Origin of the sequence: Burkholderia sp. NFPP32 (assembly GCF_900119325.1) — a bacterium.
Lineage (GTDB): Bacteria > Pseudomonadota > Gammaproteobacteria > Burkholderiales > Burkholderiaceae > Burkholderia > Burkholderia pyrrocinia_C.
Window position 1 is genome coordinate 62,668 of the sequence record NZ_FPJP01000019.1, and the last position, 20,361, is coordinate 83,028.

22 protein-coding genes are annotated in these 20,361 nt (G+C 67.6%); 12 read left to right on the forward strand and 10 right to left on the reverse strand.

Annotated elements, in window-relative coordinates; genetic code table 11:
• The first annotated feature begins 29 nt into the window (after nucleotides 1–29).
• The 4 genes from BT264_RS28150 to BT264_RS28165 all read left to right on the forward strand — a co-directional run bounded on the left by BT264_RS28150 (nucleotide 30) and on the right by BT264_RS28165 (nucleotide 3,264).
• Nucleotides 30–524, forward strand: a complete 495-nt coding sequence (locus tag BT264_RS28150) for an LEA/WHy family protein (protein WP_034183694.1) — start codon at nucleotides 30–32, stop codon at nucleotides 522–524.
• Nucleotides 525–692: 168 nt separating this feature from the next.
• Nucleotides 693–1,025: a YegP family protein gene (locus BT264_RS28155; protein WP_072442988.1), complete on the forward strand. Its 333-nt coding sequence runs from the start codon at nucleotides 693–695 to the stop codon at nucleotides 1,023–1,025.
• 125 nt (nucleotides 1,026–1,150) lie between these two features.
• Nucleotides 1,151–2,284: a methyltransferase gene (locus BT264_RS28160; protein ID WP_072442990.1), complete on the forward strand. Its 1,134-nt coding sequence runs from the start codon at nucleotides 1,151–1,153 to the stop codon at nucleotides 2,282–2,284.
• 89 nt (nucleotides 2,285–2,373) lie between these two features.
• On the forward strand, nucleotides 2,374–3,264 hold the full coding sequence (locus BT264_RS28165; protein WP_034183749.1) for a class I SAM-dependent methyltransferase: 891 nt from the start codon (nucleotides 2,374–2,376) through the stop codon (nucleotides 3,262–3,264).
• Nucleotides 3,265–3,313: 49 nt separating this feature from the next.
• On the opposite strand, the gene BT264_RS28170 is transcribed toward BT264_RS28165, so the two are convergent.
• Nucleotides 3,314–3,886 (reverse strand): DUF1415 domain-containing protein, encoded by a 573-nt coding sequence (locus tag BT264_RS28170; protein ID WP_072442992.1) that lies wholly within the window; start codon nucleotides 3,884–3,886, stop codon nucleotides 3,314–3,316.
• Nucleotides 3,887–3,962: 76 nt separating this feature from the next.
• A complete protein-coding gene (locus tag BT264_RS28175; protein WP_072442994.1) occupies nucleotides 3,963–4,586 on the reverse strand; it encodes a TetR/AcrR family transcriptional regulator in 624 nt (207 codons plus the stop codon).
• 218 nt (nucleotides 4,587–4,804) lie between these two features.
• Here BT264_RS28175 and BT264_RS28185 point away from each other — a divergent pair, with 218 nt between their 5' ends.
• The 3 genes from BT264_RS28185 to BT264_RS28195 all read left to right on the forward strand — a co-directional run bounded on the left by BT264_RS28185 (nucleotide 4,805) and on the right by BT264_RS28195 (nucleotide 8,289).
• Nucleotides 4,805–6,088, forward strand: a complete 1,284-nt coding sequence (locus BT264_RS28185; protein ID WP_072442996.1) for an MFS transporter — start codon at nucleotides 4,805–4,807, stop codon at nucleotides 6,086–6,088.
• Between the two features lie 156 nt (nucleotides 6,089–6,244).
• Nucleotides 6,245–6,850, forward strand: coding sequence for a nitroreductase family protein (locus tag BT264_RS28190; RefSeq protein WP_072442998.1), 606 nt, complete (start codon nucleotides 6,245–6,247; stop codon nucleotides 6,848–6,850).
• A 188-nt stretch (nucleotides 6,851–7,038) separates the two neighbouring features.
• Entirely contained in the window at nucleotides 7,039–8,289 is a 1,251-nt protein-coding gene (locus BT264_RS28195) for an Hsp70 family protein (RefSeq protein WP_072443000.1), read from the forward strand.
• A gap of 95 nt (nucleotides 8,290–8,384) precedes the next feature.
• On the opposite strand, the gene BT264_RS28200 is transcribed toward BT264_RS28195, so the two are convergent.
• A complete protein-coding gene (locus tag BT264_RS28200) occupies nucleotides 8,385–8,588 on the reverse strand; it encodes a cold-shock protein (RefSeq protein WP_034183701.1) in 204 nt (67 codons plus the stop codon).
• Between the two features lie 421 nt (nucleotides 8,589–9,009).
• Here BT264_RS28200 and BT264_RS28210 point away from each other — a divergent pair, with 421 nt between their 5' ends.
• Nucleotides 9,010–10,608, forward strand: a complete 1,599-nt coding sequence (locus BT264_RS28210) for an APC family permease (protein ID WP_072443004.1) — start codon at nucleotides 9,010–9,012, stop codon at nucleotides 10,606–10,608.
• Between the two features lie 108 nt (nucleotides 10,609–10,716).
• Here the strand turns inward: BT264_RS28210 and BT264_RS28215 are convergent, their stop codons facing one another.
• The 7 genes from BT264_RS28215 to BT264_RS28245 form a co-directional block, all read right to left on the reverse strand.
• Complete coding sequence (locus BT264_RS28215) at nucleotides 10,717–11,508, reverse strand: DODA-type extradiol aromatic ring-opening family dioxygenase (protein ID WP_034183703.1); 792 nt, start codon at nucleotides 11,506–11,508, stop codon at nucleotides 10,717–10,719.
• Nucleotides 11,509–11,717: 209 nt separating this feature from the next.
• A complete protein-coding gene (locus BT264_RS28220) occupies nucleotides 11,718–12,314 on the reverse strand; it encodes a UbiX family flavin prenyltransferase (RefSeq protein WP_072443005.1) in 597 nt (198 codons plus the stop codon).
• 24 nt (nucleotides 12,315–12,338) lie between these two features.
• Nucleotides 12,339–12,650, reverse strand: coding sequence for a Grx4 family monothiol glutaredoxin (gene grxD / locus BT264_RS28225; RefSeq protein ID WP_011883132.1), 312 nt, complete (start codon nucleotides 12,648–12,650; stop codon nucleotides 12,339–12,341).
• 67 nt (nucleotides 12,651–12,717) lie between these two features.
• A complete protein-coding gene (prmC, locus tag BT264_RS28230) occupies nucleotides 12,718–13,560 on the reverse strand; it encodes a peptide chain release factor N(5)-glutamine methyltransferase (RefSeq protein WP_072443007.1) in 843 nt (280 codons plus the stop codon).
• A 7-nt stretch (nucleotides 13,561–13,567) separates the two neighbouring features.
• Entirely contained in the window at nucleotides 13,568–14,650 is a 1,083-nt protein-coding gene (gene prfA, locus BT264_RS28235; protein WP_072443009.1) for a peptide chain release factor 1, read from the reverse strand.
• 81 nt (nucleotides 14,651–14,731) lie between these two features.
• Nucleotides 14,732–16,030 carry a glutamyl-tRNA reductase gene (gene hemA / locus BT264_RS28240; protein WP_072443011.1) on the reverse strand — a complete coding sequence of 433 codons (1,299 nt, stop codon included), beginning with the start codon at nucleotides 16,028–16,030 and terminating at the stop codon, nucleotides 14,732–14,734.
• Between the two features lie 26 nt (nucleotides 16,031–16,056).
• Complete coding sequence (locus BT264_RS28245) at nucleotides 16,057–16,818, reverse strand: response regulator transcription factor (RefSeq protein ID WP_072443013.1); 762 nt, start codon at nucleotides 16,816–16,818, stop codon at nucleotides 16,057–16,059.
• Between the two features lie 171 nt (nucleotides 16,819–16,989).
• Here BT264_RS28245 and BT264_RS28250 point away from each other — a divergent pair, with 171 nt between their 5' ends.
• From BT264_RS28250 to BT264_RS28265, 4 genes are read left to right on the forward strand one after another with little or no spacing between them, the layout of a single operon-like run.
• The gene (locus BT264_RS28250) at nucleotides 16,990–17,244 is read left to right on the forward strand and encodes a DUF1129 domain-containing protein (RefSeq protein ID WP_072443015.1); all 255 of its coding nucleotides are present in this window, start codon (nucleotides 16,990–16,992) and stop codon (nucleotides 17,242–17,244) included.
• 18 nt (nucleotides 17,245–17,262) lie between these two features.
• Nucleotides 17,263–19,077: an aminopeptidase P family protein gene (locus BT264_RS28255; protein ID WP_072443016.1), complete on the forward strand. Its 1,815-nt coding sequence runs from the start codon at nucleotides 17,263–17,265 to the stop codon at nucleotides 19,075–19,077.
• A gap of 55 nt (nucleotides 19,078–19,132) precedes the next feature.
• Nucleotides 19,133–19,684 (forward strand): cysteine hydrolase family protein, encoded by a 552-nt coding sequence (locus BT264_RS28260; protein WP_072443018.1) that lies wholly within the window; start codon nucleotides 19,133–19,135, stop codon nucleotides 19,682–19,684.
• On the forward strand, nucleotides 19,681–20,304 hold the full coding sequence (locus BT264_RS28265; protein ID WP_072443020.1) for an HAD family hydrolase: 624 nt from the start codon (nucleotides 19,681–19,683) through the stop codon (nucleotides 20,302–20,304). Before BT264_RS28260 ends, BT264_RS28265 begins: the two co-directional genes overlap by 4 nt.
• Nucleotides 20,305–20,361 lie beyond the last annotated feature (57 nt).

Genomic DNA, 20,361 nt, shown 5'->3' on the forward strand with positions numbered 1-20,361 from the left:
TTCACCGATTGCCGCGAGGAGACCTTCCGATGCCACGAGCCCTGTTCCGTATCGCGCCGCTGCGCGCCGTGCTGCTGCTGTTTGCCGCCGTGTTCCTGCTCGGCGGTTGCGCGGGGCTGACGCGCGACCCGGTGCGCGTGTCGGTCGCCGGGCTCGATCCGCTCGTCGGGCAGGGGCTCGAGATGCGTTTCAGCCTGAAGCTGCGCGTGCAGAACCCGAACGATGCGCCGATCGAGTACGACGGCATCTCGGTCGCGCTCGACCTGAACGGCACGCCGTTCGCGAGCGGCGTCAGCGATCGCTCGGGCACCGTGCCGCGTTTCGGCGAGGCCGTGCTCGACGTGCCGGTTTCCGTGTCGGCGTTCGCCGCCGCGCGGCAGGCGTGGAACCTGCCCGGCGCGGCTGCGAACGGCGAGCTTCCGTATGCGCTGCGCGGCCGGCTCGCCGGCGGCGTGCTCGGCACCGTGCACTTCAACGACGCGGGCACGCTGCGCCTGCCCGCGATGCCGGGATGGGGCGGATAACCAGCGCGCCGCGCGGATGCCGGCGTCATGCCGGACGAAGCGGCGCGCGCGCCGGCCCTGACGATTCCTGACGATTGAATTGCATCGGCCTTGCGTTTTCCCGGCGGGATCGCGCTTAAACTGGCCGGGTCCGGAGGGCCGGACGAACTTTCACCCGAGGGGATCCCAATGGCAGCGAAATTCGTCATCAAGAAAGCGAGCGACGGTCAGTTCCTGTTCCACCTGAAGGCCGGCAACGGCGAGATCATCCTGCGCAGCGAGCTCTACAAGACCAAGGCGTCGGCCGAGAACGGCGTCGCGTCGGTGCGCAAGAACGCGCCGGATGACGCGCGCTACGAGCGCAAGACCGCGAGCAACGGCCAGTTCATGTTCAACCTGAAGGCCGGCAATCACGAGGTCATCGGCACGAGCGAGCTGTACAAGGCCGAAGCGGGCCGCGAGAACGGCATCGCGTCGGTGAAGCAGAACGCGCCCGACGCGGCGCTCGACGACGAGACCTGACGCGCGCGTCCCGGGCGGCGGTGCGTGCCGCCGCCCGCGCTTTGCCGCGCGGGCAAAGCGCGGTATGGTGTGAGCCGCGCGGCGCGATGCCGCCGCCCGTTGAAGCCAACCGTAACCGAGTTCGCGTGACCGATTTCCCCGTTTTCCACTGGACCGACGCCGACGGCGCCGATCATGCCGTGCGCTGGCGCTCCGAAGCCGGCGTGCAGCCGCCGAAGCGGGCGGTGCCCGCCGACGACCGCGTCACTGCCGATGCGGCCTACCGCCTTGCGTGCGAGGGCACCGCGCTCGTCTGGCAGGGCGACTTCCAGAATGCGCGCCAGCTCGTGCAGGCGATGGCGCGCCGCGTCGAGCGCAAGCCGAAGAAGGCGCAGGCCGCGGCCGGCGTCGACGCATTCAACCTGCATCGTCTCGCGCAGTCGCAGCGTGCCCGCACGCTCGGGATGCTGCTGATCCCCCTCGACGCCGACTACACGATCCCGCTGCGCCGCGCGCCCGACGTGCGTGCCGCATGCGAGGAGGCGTACGGCCCCGGCGGCGCGCCGTCGGTCGTGTCGCTGCGCGAACTGCTCGGCCTCGTCGGCGCGCATGAATGGCGCAAGAAGGGCGTGCCGATCCCGGCGCTCGGCGGCGCGCCGATCCATCCGCACTACGGCGTGTTCTCGCCGGTGCGCGGCGAATATGTCGAGCTCGTCGCGCGCGCGCCGCTGCCGGCGACGTCGCTCGCGTTCGACATCGGCACGGGCACCGGCGTGCTCGCGGCCGTGCTCGCGTCGCGAGGCGTCGAGCGCGTCGTCGCGACCGACCAGGATCCGCGTGCGCTCGCCTGTGCGCGCGAGAACGTCGCGCGGCTCGGTCATGCGGATCGCGTCGACGTCGTCGAGGCCGACCTGTTTCCGGCCGGCCGTGCGCCGCTCGTGGTCTGCAACCCGCCTTGGGTGCCGGCCCGGCCGAGCGCGCCGATCGAATACGCGGTCTACGATCCCGACAGCCGCATGCTGCGTGGTTTCCTCGCGGGGCTCGCCGCACATCTCGAGCCGGGCGGCGAGGGCTGGCTGATCCTGTCCGATTTCGCCGAGCACCTCGGCCTGCGGCCGCGCGACACGCTGCTGCAATGGATCGACGAGGCGGGCCTCGTCGTGCTCGGCCGCGAAGACATCCGCCCCGCGCACCCGAAGTCGACCGACGCCGACGATCCGCTGCATGCGGCACGCCGCGCCGAGGTCACGTCGCTGTGGCGGCTCGGCGCCCGAGCCTGACCGCGCATTTTCGGTAAACTGTCACTCTCCCTCACGAATTCCCGCCGCCGGGCCGTGGTCGACCGACCGTGGCCCGGCGCCGCATCACGATGTCGAACAAGACCCACGAAATCCGCCCGGAGCAGTCCGTCGAGCTGCTGAAGGAACTGCACATCCTCACCCGCGACGGGAAGCTGAACCAGGACAGCCGCCGCAAGCTGAAGCAGGTCTATCACCTGTTCCAGTTCATCGAGCCGCTGCTTGCCGGCGTGCAGGCCGACAAGGGCAGCGTGACGCTCGTCGATCACGGCGCCGGCAAGTCTTATCTCGGCTTCATCCTGTACGACCTGTTCTTCAAGCAGCAGCCGGGGCACGGCACGCCGGCGTTCGCGTCGCACGTGTACGGGATCGAGACGCGCGAGGAGCTCGTCACGCGCTCGGCCGAGCTCGCCGCGCGGCTCGGGTTCGGCGGCATGTCGTTCCTGAACCTGTCGGTCGCCGATTCGATCACGTCGCCGCAGCTGCCCGAAACGGTCGACGTCGTCACCGCGCTGCACGCGTGCGATACGGCGACCGACGACGCGATCCGCTTCGCGCTCGCGAAGCGCGCGCAGCACATCGTGCTGGTGCCGTGCTGCCAGGCGGAAGTCGCGGGCGTGCTGCGCAGGAACAAGGGCAAGTCGCTCGCGAACGCGCTGACCGAGGTGTGGCGGCATCCGCTGCATACGCGCGAATTCGGCAGCCAGATCACCAACGTGCTGCGCTGCCTGCAGCTCGAGGCGCACGGCTACCAGGTCAGCGTGACCGAGCTGGTCGGCTGGGAGCATTCGATGAAGAACGAGCTGATCATCGCGCAGTACAAGAACCTGCCGCGCCGGCGGCCCGGCGAGCGGCTGAACGAGATCCTCGGGATGTTCGGGCTCGCCGAACTGAACGAGCGCTTCTTCGTGCCGGAGGCCGCGGCAGCGGGGGGCGAGGCCGTCGAGCCGGCCGAAGGCTGACGCGCGCGCGGGCCGAACCGCGTAGCGGCCGGCGCGAGCGCGCGGCGCATCAGACGTCGTCTCCCGGCCGGCGCATCCATTCGCGCCAGCCGTCGTGGCCGAGGCGGCGCAGCGTTTCCTGATTCTTTTCGTAGATCGCGGACGCGTCCGGGAACGCGTCGACCGCGCGCGCGATGCTGTCTTCGCGCAGCAGGTGCAGGATCGGATACGGCGCGCGGTTCGTGTAGTTCTCGATGTCGTCGGGTTCGCTGCCTTCGAACCGGTATTGCGGATGGAAGCTCGCGATCTGCAGCACGCCGTCGAGCCGCAACTGCTGCACGAGCCGGTCGGCGAAGAACAGCACGTCGTTGTAGTCGACGAAATCGGCGAACGCATGCGGGAAGATCACGAGCGTCGTGTCGACCTGCTGCGGGTCCGCCGCGTCGAGCGCGCGCAGCTCGGTTTCGAGCTCGGCGAGCGCGTCTTCCAGCGTCGTCGCTTCGCTGATCGCATAGCGCACCTGTTCCTTCACATAGACGCTTTTCGCGAACGGGCACAGATTGAGCCCGATCACCGCGCGCGCGAGCCAATGCCGCGTGGCGGCGAGGATATCGTCGTGCGATTCGGGGCGGGTGTCGGTCATCGTGAAACCAGTCGGGCGGTGGAGCGGAGAGGGCCGCATTGTAGCGGGCACGCCGGGTTCGGGCGTGCGCCGCCCGTCATGCGCACGCGGCTTCGATCAACTGCGTGACGAGCGCCGGCGCGATGCCGATCGGCGTTTCGCCGTGCCGGTAGGTCTGGCTCGCCGCGTAGATGCCTTCGACCACCAGCGCGAGCGCATCGGCGAGCGCCTGCGGCTGCCGTGCGCCAGCGTCTTCGCACAGCGCGACGAGCCGCTTCATCAACTGTTCCTTGTTCTGCGCGACGCGCTCGCGCGCCGGGTGCGACGCATCCGGGAATTCCGCGGCGACGTTGACGAACGGACAGCCGCGATAGTCCTTCTGCGTCGCGCGCTCCGCGAGATCGACGAAATACTGGATCAACTGCGCCTTCGGCTGGCCCGGATGCTTCGCGATGCTCGAATCGAAGCGCTCGAAGAAGCACGCATCCATCCGTTCCAGATACGCGAGGATCAGCTCGTCCTTCGACGAGAACTGGCGGTACAGGCTCATCTTGTTGACGCCCGCGAGTTCCACGACCGCCTCGACACCGACCGCGCGCACCCCTTCCTTGTAAAACAGCTCCTCGGCGGCGCGCAGCAGGTGTTCGTGCGCCGCGGCCGCGGCGATCGGCCGGCGCGTGCGGCGTGCCGGCGGCTTGTTGACGGCCTCGATGCCCGACATGATGACCCTCGACTGCGTGATGGAATTGCTTGACATGTTACCGACTGGTAACTACGATCGCAACAAACTTGTGACCGAGCGGTAACAATGCCGGGCGGATCCACGGAGAAATGCCACGTGTCGGCCCGGGTCAGCCGATACAGCGTGCGGCGGAGGTGGCCTGGTGGTGAGGCGGGGCGGGCGCGCAGGCGCCGGGCCGCCAACTGGAGAGCGACAACATGAACTGGGCAGTGACACGAATCAGCGGGCGCTTCCACTACGGATGGCTCGCGGCGGCGGTAGTTTTCCTGATCCTGCTGGCGGCGGCCGGCACGCGCGCGACGCCAAGCGTGCTGATGGTGCCGCTCGAGCGCGAACTCGGCTGGAGTCGCGCGGCGATTTCGCTGGCGATTTCGGTGAACATCGCGCTGTATGGCCTGACGGGCCCGTTCGCCGCCGCGGCGATGCAGCGTTTCGGGCTGCGGCCGACGATCCTGACCGCGCTGGTGACGATGAGCGCGGGCGTCGCGCTGTCGTCGATGATGACGCAGAGCTGGCAGATGGTCGTGATCTGGGGGCTGATGGTCGGCTGCTCGACCGGCGTCGTCGCGTTGACGCTGTCCGCGACCTTCGTCACGCGCTGGTTCCATGCGCGGCGCGGCCTCGTGATGGGCATCCTGACCGCGAGCACGGCCACCGGGCAGCTCGTGTTCCTGCCGATGCTCGCGGCGATCGCGCAGCGCCACGGCTGGCGGCCGGTCGTGCTCGTCGTCGCGGTGGCGGCCGCGATTGTGATTCCGCTCGTTGCATTCCTGCTGCCCGAGCGGCCGGCCGACGTGCAACTGCGCCCGTACGGCGAGCCGGCCGATGCGCCGGCCGCGCCCGACGCGACGAAGGAGAACCCGCTCGCGGTCGCGTTCCGCACGCTGCTGATGGCGAGCCGCTCGCGCGACTTCTGGCTGCTGTTCTTCAGCTTCTTCATCTGCGGCGCGAGCACCAACGGCTATGTCGGCACGCACCTGATCGCGATGTGCAGCGACTACGGGATGACCGAAGTGCAGGGCGCGTCGCTGCTCGCCGCGATGGGCGTGTTCGACCTGTTCGGCACGACGCTGTCGGGCTGGCTGTCCGACCGCTACGACAACCGCGTGCTGCTGTTCTGGTACTACGGGCTGCGCGGGCTGTCGCTGATCTACCTGCCGCATGCGTTCGGCATCGATTTCTTCGGGCTGCCGCTGTTCGCGATGTTCTACGGGCTCGACTGGATCGCGACCGTGCCGCCGACCGTGCGGCTCGCCACCGATGTGTTCGGCAAGGCCGCGGCGCCGGTCGTGTTCGGCTGGATCGTCGCCGGGCACCAGCTCGGCGCGGCATTCGCGGCGCTCGGCGCGGGGTTGCTGCGTGCGAGCCTCGGCACCTATACGATCGCGTCGATGATCTCGGGCGGGCTCTGCATCGTCGGCGCGCTGATCGTGCTGCGGATCAACCGCGGCCCGTCGCGTGCGGCAGCGCAGGCAGCCTGAGCACGGTGGCCCGGCCGGCCGCACCGCATGCGGCCGGCCATTGCAGGTACGGTGATTTGCATAGCCCGGGAGGATCGGGCGCGCAACCGCTCAAGCGGGTATGCTTGCGGTTCGCCAGGCGTTCGCGCCCCTTCATCGATGTCAGCGAGGAACTGCATGTCCGTCAAACCTGCTCCCACCACTGTTTCGATTCACGATCTGATCGCGGGCCGCTGGAGCCCGCGCGCCTATTCGGATGAGTCCGTCAGCGCCGGCGATCTGCACGCGGTGCTCGAAGCCGCGCGCTGGGCGCCGTCCGCGTACAACGCGCAGCCGTGGCGCTTCATCGTATTCGAGCGCACGCAGGACGAAGACGCATTCAAGCGCGCATTCGCGACGCTGGTGCCGTTCAATCAGGGCTGGAATGCGCCGGCGCCCGTGCTGATCGCGGTGACCGCGCATACGCTCACGCCGAAGGGCGAACCCGCGCCGACCGCGCTGTACGACGCGGGCGCCGCCGCGATGTCGCTGGTGCTGCAGGCGCACGCGCTCGGCCTCGCCGCGCACCAGATGAGCGGTTTCGACGTGAAGGCGTTCCGCGACGCGTTTGCGATTCCGTCCGACGTCGCGATCCTGTCGATCATCTCGCTCGGCCACTATGGCAACGTCGACAAGCTCGATCCCGTGCTGCGCGATCGCGAGAAGGCGCCGCGTACGCGCCATGCGATCGGCGAGGTCGTGTATGCGGGCGCGTGGAAGAAGAGCTTCGACGCGGCAGCCTGACCTGCCGGGCGGGCGGCAGCATCGCCGCACCTCGTCCGCGCGTATCCGCGGCGCGCCAGGCCGCGCGCCGTCGTCGCCGAAGCCCGTTCCGCGGCACCGGTGGCGGGCCCCGGTTGTGATCCCGCGGGCTTCATGTTAAAAAGCCCGTCCTTTCCGTTTTCGCGCCGGCCCTGCTGCGGCAACTTCCCATGACTTACTGCGCGATCGATTTCGGCACGTCCAATTCCGCCGTGGCGCTGCCCGACGGCGACGGCATGCGCCTCGCGCCCGTCGAGGGCGACCACCTGACGCTGCCCACCGCGATCTTCTTCAACAACGACGAGGAGACGGTCGAGTACGGCCGCGCGGCGCTGGCGTCCTATATCGACGGTTTCGACGGCCGGCTGATGCGTTCGATGAAGAGCATCCTCGGCTCGCCGCTCGCGGAAACGACGACCGATCTCGGCGACGGCAGCGCGATCGCGTACACCGAAATCATCGCGCGCTTCCTGACGCACCTGAAGCGCAAGGCCGAAGCGCGCGCGGGCGCGCCGATCGGCCGCGCGGTGCTCGGCCGGCCCGTGTTCTTCGTCGACGACGATCCGCGCGCCGACCGTCTCGCGCAGGATCAGCTCGAGGCGGCCGCGCGGTCGGTCGGCTTCGCGGACGTTCACTTCCAGTACGAACCGATTGCCGCCGCGTTCGATTACGAATCGCGCCAGCAGGCCGAACGCCTCGTGCTCGTCGCCGACATCGGCGGCGGCACGTCCGACTTCTCGCTGGTGCGCGTCGGGCCCGAGCGGATGGCGCGGCTCGAGCGCAAGGACGACGTGCTGGCTCACCACGGCGTGCACGTGGCGGGCACCGACTACGACCGGCGTGTCGAGCTGGCGGCGATCCTGCCCGCGTTCGGCTACCGTTCGCTCGACCCGGAGGGGCGCGAACTGCCGAACAAGATCTACTTCGATCTCGCGACCTGGCACCTGATCAATACGGTCTACACGCCGAAGCGGCTCGGCGAGCTGAAGCTGATGAAGCACCTGTACCAGGATCAGCAGCAGTACGACCGGCTCACGAGCGTGGTCGAGCAGCGGCTCGGGCATGCGCTGATGGCGCGCGCGGAAGAGGCGAAGATCGGCGTCGCGGCGGGCGGGGAGACGATGATCGACCTGAACGACGTGGAAGAAGACCTGCTGATCGCGTTCGATGCCGATCGTCTCGTCGATGCGAGCCGCGACGACACCGCGCGCATCGTCGACGCCGCGCGCGAGACGGTGCGGCTCGCGGGCGTTGCGCCGCGCGACGTCGGCGCACTGTATTTCACCGGCGGCTCGACGGGGCTCGCGTTCCTGTCGGGTGCGCTCGCGGGCGCATTCCCGGATGCGCAGCCGGTATTCGGCGACCGCCTCGCGAGTGTCGCGACGGGGCTCGGCATTCACGCGCAGCGGCTGTTCGGTTGAATGTAGACAGCCGCGTTCCACCGTGCCGGATTGGCGCGGAAAAACAAAAAGCCCCGCCGAAGCGGGGCTTTTTTACATCAAATCTCGCGCAGAACTTACAGCGGCTTGATGTTCGCAGCTTGCAGACCCTTCGGGCCCGTCTTCACTTCGAATTCGACCTTCTGGTTTTCTTGCAGCGTCTTGAAGCCTTCGGTGCGGATTTCCGAGAAGTGCGCGAACAGATCGTCGCCGCCGCCTTCCGGGGTGATGAAGCCGAAGCCCTTTGCGTCATTGAACCACTTGACGGTACCGGTTGCCATGTTACTTGTTCCTAAAAAGATAAAACGGGGCCGAAGCCCATGGGGTGCGGAAAATCAAGGAAGGGGGTAATAGGACCAACCGGAGTACCGTTGATGGGCGAACTACGAAAGAACCAATTCACTCGCCGCTTGAAATCCTGCGAAGTCCTTTATACGGCTAATCGATCGTGTGGTCAACCGTATTTCCATGCTCTCAGGGTTATTGCGTAGATCAGGTTTACAAAGCTTGCGAGCGATGCGAATTTTTTGTAGGGGACGAACGATTTTGGCGCCACGTTCGAGGTGCAACCGTTAAACTACGCGCCGCGCGGACGGGTTGCCCCGATCGGATGACTCGTCCCCCCAAGAATGCGTGCGCGGTGCTGTCCGAGCCGATCCCGGACTGCGGGCCGACCATGCTTTTTGAGACACAGGAGAGGATGTGAAGAGTTCTATTCAACGGAACATCGGCCCGTTTGCATTGATGCTGACGGGGCTGGGTTCGATTATCGGCTCGGGCTGGCTGTTCGGCGCCTGGAAGGCCGCGAAGATTGCCGGTCCGGCGGCGATCTGCGCATGGATCATCGGCGCGGTCGTGATTCTCGCGATTGCACTGACTTACGCCGAACTGGGCGCCATGTTCCCCGAGTCGGGCGGCATGGTGCGCTACGCGCGCTATTCGCACGGTTCGCTGGTGGGCTTCATCAGCGCATGGGCCAACTGGATCGCGATCGTCTCCGTGATCCCGATCGAGGCCGAAGCGTCGATCCAATACATGAGCACGTGGCCGTATCCGTGGGCGCACAGCCTGTTCGTGAACGGCGAGTTGACGACACCAGGGCTGCTGCTGTCGGCCGTGCTGGTCGTCATCTACTTCATGCTGAACTACTGGGGCGTGAAGGCCTTCGCGCGTGCGAACACCGCAATCACGATCTTCAAGTTCCTGATCCCCGGCCTCACGATCCTCGGCCTGATGCTGACGAGCTTCCATTCGGAGAACCTCGGCACTGCATCCAATGCAAGCTTTGCGCCGTACGGCTGGTCGGCGGTGCTGACCGCGGTCGCGACGAGCGGCATCGTGTTCGCGTTCAACGGCTTCCAGAGCCCCGTGAACCTCGCGGGCGAAGCGCGCAATCCGTCGCGCAGCGTGCCGTTCGCGGTGATCTCGTCGATCCTGATCGCGCTCGTGATCTACGTGCTGCTGCAGGTGGCCTACATCGGCTCGGTGAATCCGGCCGACGTCGCGCAGGGCTGGTCGCACTTCAACTTCTCGTCGCCGTTCGCGGAACTCGCGATCGCGCTGAACCTGAACTGGCTCGCGATCCTGCTGTACGTCGACGCGTTCATCAGCCCGAGCGGCACCGGCACGACCTACATGGCGACGACCACCCGGATGATCTACGCGATGGAGCGCAACAACACGATGCCGAAGATGTTCGGCAACGTGCACCCGCTCTACGGCGTGCCGCGCCAGGCGATGTGGTTCAACCTGCTGGTCTCGTTCATCTTCCTGTTCTTCTTCCGGGGCTGGAGCTCGCTCGCGGCGGTGATCTCGGTCGCGACGGTGATCTCGTACCTGACCGGCCCGATCAGCCTGATGGCGCTGCGCCGCGCGGCGACCGACATCGAGCGCCCGCTGTCGATTCCGCTGATGAAGCTGATCGCACCGTTCGCGTTCGTCTGCGCGTCGCTGATCCTGTACTGGGCGAAGTGGCCGCTGACGGGCGAAATCATCCTGCTGATGATCGTCGCACTGCCGGTGTATTTCTACTTCCAGGCGAAGTCGGGCTGGACCGGCTGGGGCGCCGACCTGAAGGCCGCATGGTGGCTGGTCGCGTACCTGCCGACGATGGCCGTGCTGTCGCTGACGGGCAGCAAGGAATTCGGCGGTCACGGCTATCTGCCGTACGGCTGGGACATGCTGATCGTTGCCGCGATTTCGCTCGTGTTCTACTTCTGGGGCGTGAGTACCGGCTACCGGACCCAGTATCTCGACGAGCGCGAGTCGCACGACGAGATCCTCGAAGGGGTCGGTGTCTGACGCGTGACCTGCCGCCGGATCCGGCGGCGGCAGGAAGCAGCGAAAAAACCCGCCCGGGCAATGCCCGGGCGGGTTTTTTGTTTGTTGTCGCCGGTTGTCTCGCGGAATTCAGGCGGCCGCGCTCGCGAACACGTAGTTCGTCATCGCGAGCACGCGCTGGTAGGTGCCGAGCGACTGGATGCCGAGCTGGTAGTCGTCGTCCGCCGCGCCGAGCGCCGTGAACACCGGCAGCAGATGTTCGTCGGTCGGATGCATCAACGCCGCATGCGGTGCCTGCCGGCGGTAGTCGAGCAGCGCGTCGACGTCGCGCGCGGCGAGCTTCGCCTCGAACCAGTCGGTGAATTCCGCCACGCGCGGGTCCGCATCCTCCGGCGCCGCGCCGAAATCGGCGGCACGCAGGTTGTGCGTGATCTGGCCCGAACCGATCACCATCACGCCTTCGTCGCGCAGCGGTCGCAGCGCGCGGCCGAGCGCGAAGTGATGGGCCGCGTCCGCGCGCGGCTGGATCGACAACTGCGCGACCGGCACGTCGGCCTCCGGGAACATCAGCAGCATCGGCACCCACGCGCCGTGGTCGAGCCCGTGCTCGGTCGTCGCGGTCGCGATGCCCGCCGCGTTCAGCAGCGCGGCCGCGCGCTCGGCGACGTCGGGGGCGCCCGGCGCCGGATAGCGGATCTCGTACAGCGCACGCGGAAAGCCGTAGAAGTCGTGGATCGTTTCCGGGTGCGCGGCGACGCTCGCGACCGGCTGTTGCGTGCCCCAGTGCGCGGACAGCATCAGCACCGCGCGCGGACGCGGCAATTCGGCGCCGAGGTGCGTGAACGCGCCGGACGGCAGCGTCGGGTCGATCGGCAGCGTCGGCGCGCCGTGGGACAGGTACAGCGAAGGCAAGCGGTTCATGGCGGTGGCCTGCAAAAGGGTTTGCCTGTGACTATAGGCGTGCACCGTGCATTGATAAATCCGCGTCGGGGAATTTGATTGATGCCTGTTTGTTGATAATCGTCGCGATGCAATGCGCTCTGGTGTGGGTAGACGTCAGTACGCGTGAAATCGAATGAATTGCCGATTGAATCGGCGAAGATGCACGAGGAAGCGGTGCGGCGATCGGCTTACTGCGCGTGCCGGATGCCGGCCCACGGCGTCGTCAGCGGTGCGCTGAGCGCGAACAGGTCGAGCACGCGGGTGACGGTCTGATCGACGAGCTCCTCGATCGTCTTCGGCATCGCGTAGAACGCGGGCAACGGCGGAAAGACGATGCCGCCCATTTCGGTGACGGCGGTCATGTTGCGCAGATGCGCGAGGTTGAACGGCGTTTCGCGCACCATCAGCACGAGACGGCGGCGCTCCTTCAGCGTGACGTCGGCCGCGCGCGTGATCAGGTTGTCGGACAGCCCGTGCGCGACGCTCGCGAGCGTCTTCATCGAGCATGGCGCGATCACCATCCCGTCGGTCGCAAACGAGCCTGACGCGATCGTCGCGCCGACGTCGCGCACCGAATGCACGACATCCGCACGACTTTCGACATCGGCCTTCGGCAGCTTCAGTTCATGCTGGATGTTGAGCCAGCCGGCGTTCGAAATCAGCAGATGCGTTTCGACGCCGCCGGCTGCGCGCAACAGCTCGAGCAGCCGCACGCCGTAGATCGCGCCGGTGGCGCCGGTGATCGCGACGATCAGCCGGCGTGGCGGCGCGCTGGGAGATGCCATCGAAAGGGGCGCGGGTGGGGCGTGTTACGCGGCGGCGAACAGTTGCTGCAGCTCGCCCGACTGGTACATCTCCATCATGATGTCCGAGCCGCCGATGAATTCGCCCTTCACGTAGAGCTGCGGGATGGTCGGCCAGTTCGAGAATTCCTTGATGCCCTGGCGGATTTCGTCGTCCTCGAGCACGTTGACCGTCTTGAACTGGTCGACGCCGCAGGCCTTCAGCACCTGCACCGCGCGGCCCGAGAAGCCGCACATCGGGAATTGCGCGTTGCCCTTCATGAAGAGCACGACCTGGTTTTCGTCGACGATTTGCTTGATACGTTGTTGGGTGTCCATGACTGACCTTGCGTTTGCGGGGCGTTAGATCGAAATGATAGCGGATTTCAACCGGGCGGGCCGGGCATCAGCCCGGCAGGCGGCCACCGGTCGTGCGTTCGATCGCAGCCAGATCGGCGAGCGATTCGACCGCGACGAAGCCGTGCGACGACAGCACCGCGCGGACTGCTTCGGCCTGGTCGTAGCCGTGCTCGATCCACAGCGTGCCGCCCGGTTTCAGGTAGGCGCCGGCGCCCGCGACGATCGTGCGGATCGCACTGAGGCCGTCGTCGTCGTCGGTAAGCGCGCCGCGCGGCTCGAAACGCAGATCGCCCTGCGCGAGGTGCGGATCGTGCTGCGCGATGTACGGCGGGTTGCTGACGATCGTGTCGAATGCGAGCGCCGGATCGAGCGCCGTGTACCAGTCGCTCTGCAGCCAGTGCAGCGGGCCGCCGGGGCGGCGCGCGTCGAGCAGCTTGCCGGCGTTGCGTTGCGCGACTGCGAGCGCGGCCGGCGAACGGTCGAGCGCCCACACGCGTGCATCGGGACGCTCGGCCGCGATCGATACGGCGATCGCGCCGCTGCCGGTGCCGAGATCGAGCACGGCCGGATGCGGCAGCCCGTCGATCGCGTCGAGCGCGGCTTCGACGAGCAGTTCGGTTTCGGGGCGCGGGATCAGCACGTCGGGCGTCACGTCGAACGGCCGGCCGAAGAATTCGCGCATCCCGACGAGCTGCGCGACCGGTTCGCCGGCCGCGCGGCGCGCTTCGAGCATGCGATAGCGTTCGACCGCGGCAGCGTCGAGCGGCGCGTCGCCACGCGTGATCAGTTGCGTGCGGGTCCAGCCGAGCGCGTGCGCGAGCAGCACGCGCGCATCGACCGCGTCGAGCGGCGACGCGCGCAGCAGTTCGTCGGCGGTGGTGTCGGGCATCGCGGCCTCAGTCGGCGTCGCCGAGCGACGCGAGCAGCTCGGCCTGGTGCTCGCTGACGAGCACGCCGATCAGTTCGTCGAGATCGCCGTCCATGATCGCCTCGAGCCGGTACAGCGTCAGGTTGATCCGGTGATCGGTCATCCGGCCTTGCGGGAAGTTGTACGTGCGGATCCGCTCCGAGCGGTCGCCGGAGCCGATCAGGCTCTTGCGCGTCGCCGCTTCCTTCGCGTGCTGCTCGTGATACTGCTTGTCCTTGATGCGCGCGGCGAGCACCTTCAGCGCGCGATCCTTGTTCTTGTGCTGCGAACGGTCGTCCTGGCACTCGACGACGATGCCGGTCGGGATGTGCGTGACGCGCACCGCCGAATCGGTCTTGTTGATGTGCTGGCCGCCCGCGCCGGACGCACGGAACGTATCGATCCGCAGGTCGGCCGGATTGATCTCGACCTCGCCGATCTCGTCGGCTTCCGGCATCACCGCGACCGTGCACGCGGACGTATGGATGCGCCCCTGCGTCTCGGTCGCCGGCACGCGCTGCACGCGATGGCCGCCCGATTCGAACTTCAGGCGCGAATACGCGCCCTGGCCCGCGATCCGCACGATCACTTCCTTGTAGCCGCCGAGATCCGACGCGCTCTCCGACATCATCTCGACCTGCCAGCGATGGCGTTCCGCGAAGCGCAGGTACATGCGCAGCAGGTCGCCCGCGAACAGCGCCGATTCGTCGCCGCCCGTGCCCGCGCGGATTTCGAGGAAGATGTTGCGATCGTCGTTCGGATCCTTCGGCAGCAGCATTTTCTGCAACTCGACCTCGAGGCGGGCCATGCTTTCTCGCGCGCCGCGAATCTCGTCCTCGGCGAAATCGCGCATCGACGGATCGGCGAGCAGCTCCTGCGCGGCCGTTTCGTCGCTGCGCGACTGGCGCCACAGCGCGTACTGCTCGACGACCGGGCCGAGTTCCGCATGTTCGCGCGTCAGCTTGCGGTACTGGTCGAGATCGGCCGTGACGTTTTCGCGGCTCAGCAGGTCGTTCAGTTCGGCCAGCCGTGTGGACAGCTGGTCGAGCTTGCGTTGCATGCTCGTCTTCATGGTGTGGAGCGGCGCTCCCGGGCAAGGGTATTCGGAAAGGATAGGCCGGCTCGCGGCCGGCGGCAGGGCGACCGGCCGGCGCTAGTGGCCGGACTGGTCGTTCGACCGCGGCGCGTGCTGGTAGAAGCCGCGCATCAGGTCGATCAGCGAATCGCGATCGGCGCCGTTCACGCGGTTGAGCGCGCTCGTCGGGCCGTGGATCAGCTTGTTGGTCAGCGCCTGCGACAGCGCTTCGAGCACGGCGGCCGGATCGTCGCCGCGCGCGAGCAGCTTCTGCGCCTTGTCGACTTCGGCACGGCGCAGCGCGTCGGCCTGCGTATGCATGTGACGAATCACGGGCACGACGCTGCGCGTGTCGAGCCATTGCATGAAATTCTGCACGCGCGTCTCGATGATCGCTTCAGCCTGCGCGACCGCCGCCTGGCGCGATGCGTTGCCTTCGCGCACGATCGCGCCGAGATCGTCGACGGTGTAGAGGAACACGTCCTTCAGCTTGCCGACTTCGGGCTCGATGTCGCGGGGCACCGCGAGGTCGACCATGAAGATCGGCCGGTGGCGGCGTGCCTTCACCGCACGCTCGACCGCGCCGAGGCCGATGATCGGCAGCGTCGACGCCGTGCACGACACGATGATGTCGAATTCCTGCATGCGGGCCGGCAGATCAGCGAGCGGCATCGCGCGGCCGTTGAAGCGTTCGGCGAGCCGTTGGCCGCGTTCGGCCGTGCGGTTCGCGACGACGAGTTCGCGCGGGCCTTGCGCGGCGAAGTGCGTCGCGCACAGCTCGATCATCTCGCCGGCGCCGATGAACAGCACGCGCTGATCCGACACCTTTTCGAAGATCCGCTGTGCGAGGCGGACCGCGGCGGCGGCCATCGACACCGATTGCGTGCCGATCTCGGTCGTGCCGCGTACTTCCTTCGCCACCGCGAACGTGCGCTGGAACAGCTGGTTCAGATAGGTGCCGAGCGCGCCGGCTTCCGTCGCGGTGCGCACGGCGTCCTTCATCTGGCCCAGAATCTGCGTTTCGCCAAGCACCATCGAATCGAGGCCGGATGCGACGCGGAATGCATGGCGGACCGCTTCCGACTGAGGCAGCGCATAAACATGCGGGGCGAGCTCGTCGACCGGAATCCGGTGATACTCCGACAGCCAGCGGAGCGCGCCTTCACGTGCTGCGCGATCGTCGGTCGCGCAATACAGTTCGGTGCGGTTGCAGGTGGAGAGGATCGCCGCTTCGGGCGTATTGGGCGCCTGGGGCCCGAGAAACACGTTCTTGAACGTGACGAGAGCCGGCTTGATCTGCTCGAGCGGAAACGCCACGCGTTCGCGCAGGGCGACAGGCGCAGTGTGGTGATTGATTCCGATCGTGAGGAGTTGCATATCGAGGGCTATCGTTTAGCCCCATATTATAGCGTTTCAGCGATTTCCTCACTCGCTGCATACCGGGCATCGGCGTGGCGCGGCCGGGAATTGGGGGGCTCGATCGGCACGCGGTCGAGCTGGTAGCCATAGCCGTAGAGCGGCAACAGGCGGTAGCCATGCTCCGGAAGCAGCTGTAACTTGCTGCGCAGCCGGGACGCATGCGTATCGAGCGTGCGCGACTTCATGTCGCGGCGGCGGGCCCACACCGTTTCGAGGATATGGGCGCGCGACACGGGCCGCGACAGGTTCGCGAACAGCAACTGCGCGAAGCGGAACTCCTTGGGCGTGAGGGAAACGATTGCGTTGCCGAAGCGCACAAGGCAATGCGTGGCGTCGAATGCGTATTCGCCATACATTTCGCGCGAGCGGGTCGGCGGCCGGCGCACGCCGGCGCGCCGGCTCAGCGCGTTGACGCGCGCGAGCAGTTCGGGCCCGCTCACGGGGCGCACGAGGCAATCGTCGGCGCCCGCGTGCAGGCACGATACGATTTCGCTTTCGCGCGGCAACTGCATCACGGCGATGGCCGGCAGCCCGGGCAGGATCGTCTGCGCGCGCGGTATGACTTCCTCGGCAGGCTGGTCGCCGGCCCAGTTGCCGGTGATCAGCATGTCGCAGGTGTCGGTGGCGAGCCATTCGAAGAACGCCGTGCTGGACGAAAACGCGTGGCACACATGACCGCCTGCAAAGAGCAGGCGGTTCAGGAGCGCGGCATGACGCGCCTCCGGATCGATCAGAGCGATTCGCATGAGAGTTTCTTCAATACGGCAGCCGGTGCGCGCTTGCCATAACGTCGAGTCGGCCCCTACACTCGAACGTTCGCGGCGCCCGGCTGGTCTCGGGTTCGATGGATGAATCGATGCTAGCCGCTGGCAACGTTCACGCCTATGGGACGAATCCGAATTTATAGAAGGCGTCGAATGAACTGGTTTGGAATCCTTGTCCTGGGAGCGGCCGTCGGGCTGTTCGGCCGATGGCTGCACCCGATGCGGCGCACGGGCCGGCCGGCGTGGTGGGTCGCGGTACTCGTCGGCATCGTGGGTGCGGCTGCCGCCCGCATGGCCGGCAATCTCTCGGGACTGTTTTACGATGGCGAGACGCTCGAATGGCCGGTCTGCACCGGCGTCGCGTTCCTTGCCGTAGCCGTGACGGTCGCGCTGTCGGCCCGTCGCTGAATGCTCTCAGGTGAAATCATGAATGCCCGTCTTCCCGAAGTCTCGTCGGTGCCGGCCCGCCTCGCGCTGCTGCGCGGCGCCATGGCCCGCGAGGACCTGGCCGCCTATCTCGTGCCGTCCGCCGATCCCCATCTGTCCGAATACCTGCCCGAGCGCTGGCAGGCCCGCCGCTGGCTGTCCGGCTTCACGGGCTCGGTCGGCACGCTGGTCGTGACCGCGGATTTCGCGGGGCTGTGGGTCGACAGCCGCTACTGGGTGCAGGCCGATGCCGAACTGGCCGGCACGGGCGTGCAGTTGATGAAGATGACGGGCGGGCAGCAGAGCGCGCCGCACGTCGACTGGCTCGCGCAGAACGTGGCGGCGGGCGCGACGGTCGGCGTCGACGGCGCCGTGCTCGGCGTCGCGGCCGCGCGCGGGCTGACGGCCGCGCTGAGCGCGCGCGGCATTGCGCTGCGCACCGATCTCGACCTGCTCGACGCGATCTGGCCCGAGCGGCCGGGGCTGCCCGATGACGCGGTGTTCGAGCACGCGGCGCCGCAGGCGGACACGACGCGCGCGAGCAAGCTGGCGGAAGTGCGCCGCGCGATGCACGCGCAGGGCGCGCAGTGGCATTTCGTGTCGACGCTCGACGATCTGGCCTGGCTGTTCAACCTGCGCGGCGCCGACGTCAACTTCAATCCCGTGTTCGTTGCGCACGCAATGATCGGCGCCGATCGCGCGACACTGTTCGTCGCCGACGGCAAGGTGTCGCCGGCGCTGGCCGCGTCGCTCGCGCAGGACGGCGTCGACGTCCGTGCATACGATGCCGCGCGCGCATCGCTCGCGGCATTGCCCGACGGTGCGACGCTGCTGGTCGACCCGCGCCGCGTGACGTTCGGCACGCTCGAGGCCGTGCCGGCCGGCGTGAAGCTCGTCGAGGCCGTGAATCCGTCGACGTTCGCGAAGTCGCGCAAGACGTCCGCCGAGATCGAGCACGTGCGCGTGACGATGGAGCACGACGGCGCCGCGCTCGCGGAATTCTTCGCCTGGTTCGAGCAGGCAGTGAACCGCGAGACGATCACCGAACTGACGATCGAGGAGAAACTCACGGCCGCGCGCGCACGGCGCCCCGGCTATGTGTCGCCGAGCTTCGCGACGATCGCCGGCTTCAACGCGAACGGCGCGATGCCGCACTATCACGCCACGCCCGAGTCGCACGCGACGATCGCCGGCGACGGCCTGCTGCTGATCGATTCGGGCGGCCAGTACGTGACGGGCACGACCGACATCACGCGCGTCGTGCCGGTCGGCACCGTCGGCGACCTGCAGCGGCGCGATTTCACGATCGTGCTGAAATCGATGATGGCGCTGTCGCGCGCACGCTTCCCGCGCGGCATCCGCTCGCCGATGCTCGACGCGATCGCGCGCGCGCCGATGTGGGCGGCCGGGCTCGACTACGGCCACGGCACGGGGCATGGCGTCGGCTATTTCCTGAACGTGCACGAGGGCCCGCAGGTCATCTCGCACTACGCGCCGGCCGAGCCGTACACGGCGATGGAAGAGGGGATGATCACGTCGATCGAGCCGGGCGTGTACCGCCCCGGCCAGTGGGGCATCCGGATCGAGAACCTGGTCGTGAACCGCGCGGCCGGGAAGACCGAGTTCGGCGATTTCCTCGCGTTCGAGACGCTGACGCTGTGCCCGATCGACACGCGCTGCGTGCTGATCGAGATGCTGCACGACGAAGAGCGCGCGTGGCTGAACACGTATCACGCGACGGTGCGCGAGCGCGTCGGCCGGCACCTGAGCGGCGACGCGAAGGCATGGCTCGACGCGCGCACGCAGCCGATCTGACGCGGCGTGCGATAACGGCCGGACGACGGCCGAACCACAACAGCGAGGGCAAAACATGGCGGACACCGCAGTGATCGTGGTCGACATGCAGCGCGGGCTGGTGGAGCGGGCACAGCCCGCGTACCGGCTCGACGACGTGGTGTCGGGCATCAACCGGTTGACGGCGGCGGCACGCGCGGCGAATGCGCCCGTGTGCTTCGTTCAGCACGACGGCGACGCGGACGACGACATCGTGCCCGGCACGCCGGGCTGGGAGCTGCATGCGGGGCTGGTCGTCGGGAGCGACGACTGGCGCGTGCGCAAGCAGGTGAGCGACTCGTTCCACGACACGCCGCTCGCGGCGCAGCTCGACCGCCACGGCATCCGTTCGGTGCTGATCTGCGGCTATGCGACCGAGTTCTGCGTCGATTCGGCCGCGCGCCGTGCGGCACTGCTCGGCTACCGGACGACCGTCGTGTCCGACCTGCACACGACGAACGAGCGCGCGCACCTGTCGGCCGCGCAGATCGTCGCGCATCATCACTTCGTCTGGGCAAACAATTCGCTGTCGGGCAACGCGGTCACGCCGCGTCCTCTCGCCGACGTGCTCGCCGCGGAGTTCGCATGACGATCAAGGCCGTGGTGTTCGATTTCGGCGGCGTGCTGATCGACTGGAGCCCCGACTACCTTTACCGGCAACTGATTCCCGACGAGGCCGAGCGTCGCTGGTTCCTCACGCATGTCTGCGCGATGGACTGGGTGATTCGCCAGGACGGCGGGCAGACGATCGAGGAAGGTACGGCCGAGCTCGTCGCGAAGTTTCCGGAGCACGACGCGCTGATCCGCGCGTTCTACGCACGCTGGCACGAGATGATCGGCGGCGTGCTCGACGAAGGCGCCGCGCTCGTCGACCGGCTCGACGCGCAGGGGATGCCGCTGTTCGGGCTGACGAACTGGTCCGCGCAGACGTTTCCGTATGCGTGGGACAACTTCCCGGTCCTGCGGCGCTTCAAGGACATCGTCGTGTCGGGCCGCGTGAAGCTCGTGAAACCCGATCCGGCGATCTACCGCGAGATGCACGCGCGGATCGATCCGCACCTGCCGGGCATCGCGCCGCATGAGCTCGTGTTCATCGACGACAACGCGAAGAACGCCGCGGCCGCGACGGCGCTCGGCTGGCACGGCATTCATCACACGAGCGCGGCGCAGACCGAGGCGCGGTTGCGCGAGCTGGGCGCGCTCGCGTAGGCGGCGGGCGAGCGCCCGGCAGATAAAAAAAGCGGGCCACGGGCCCGCTTTGTCGTT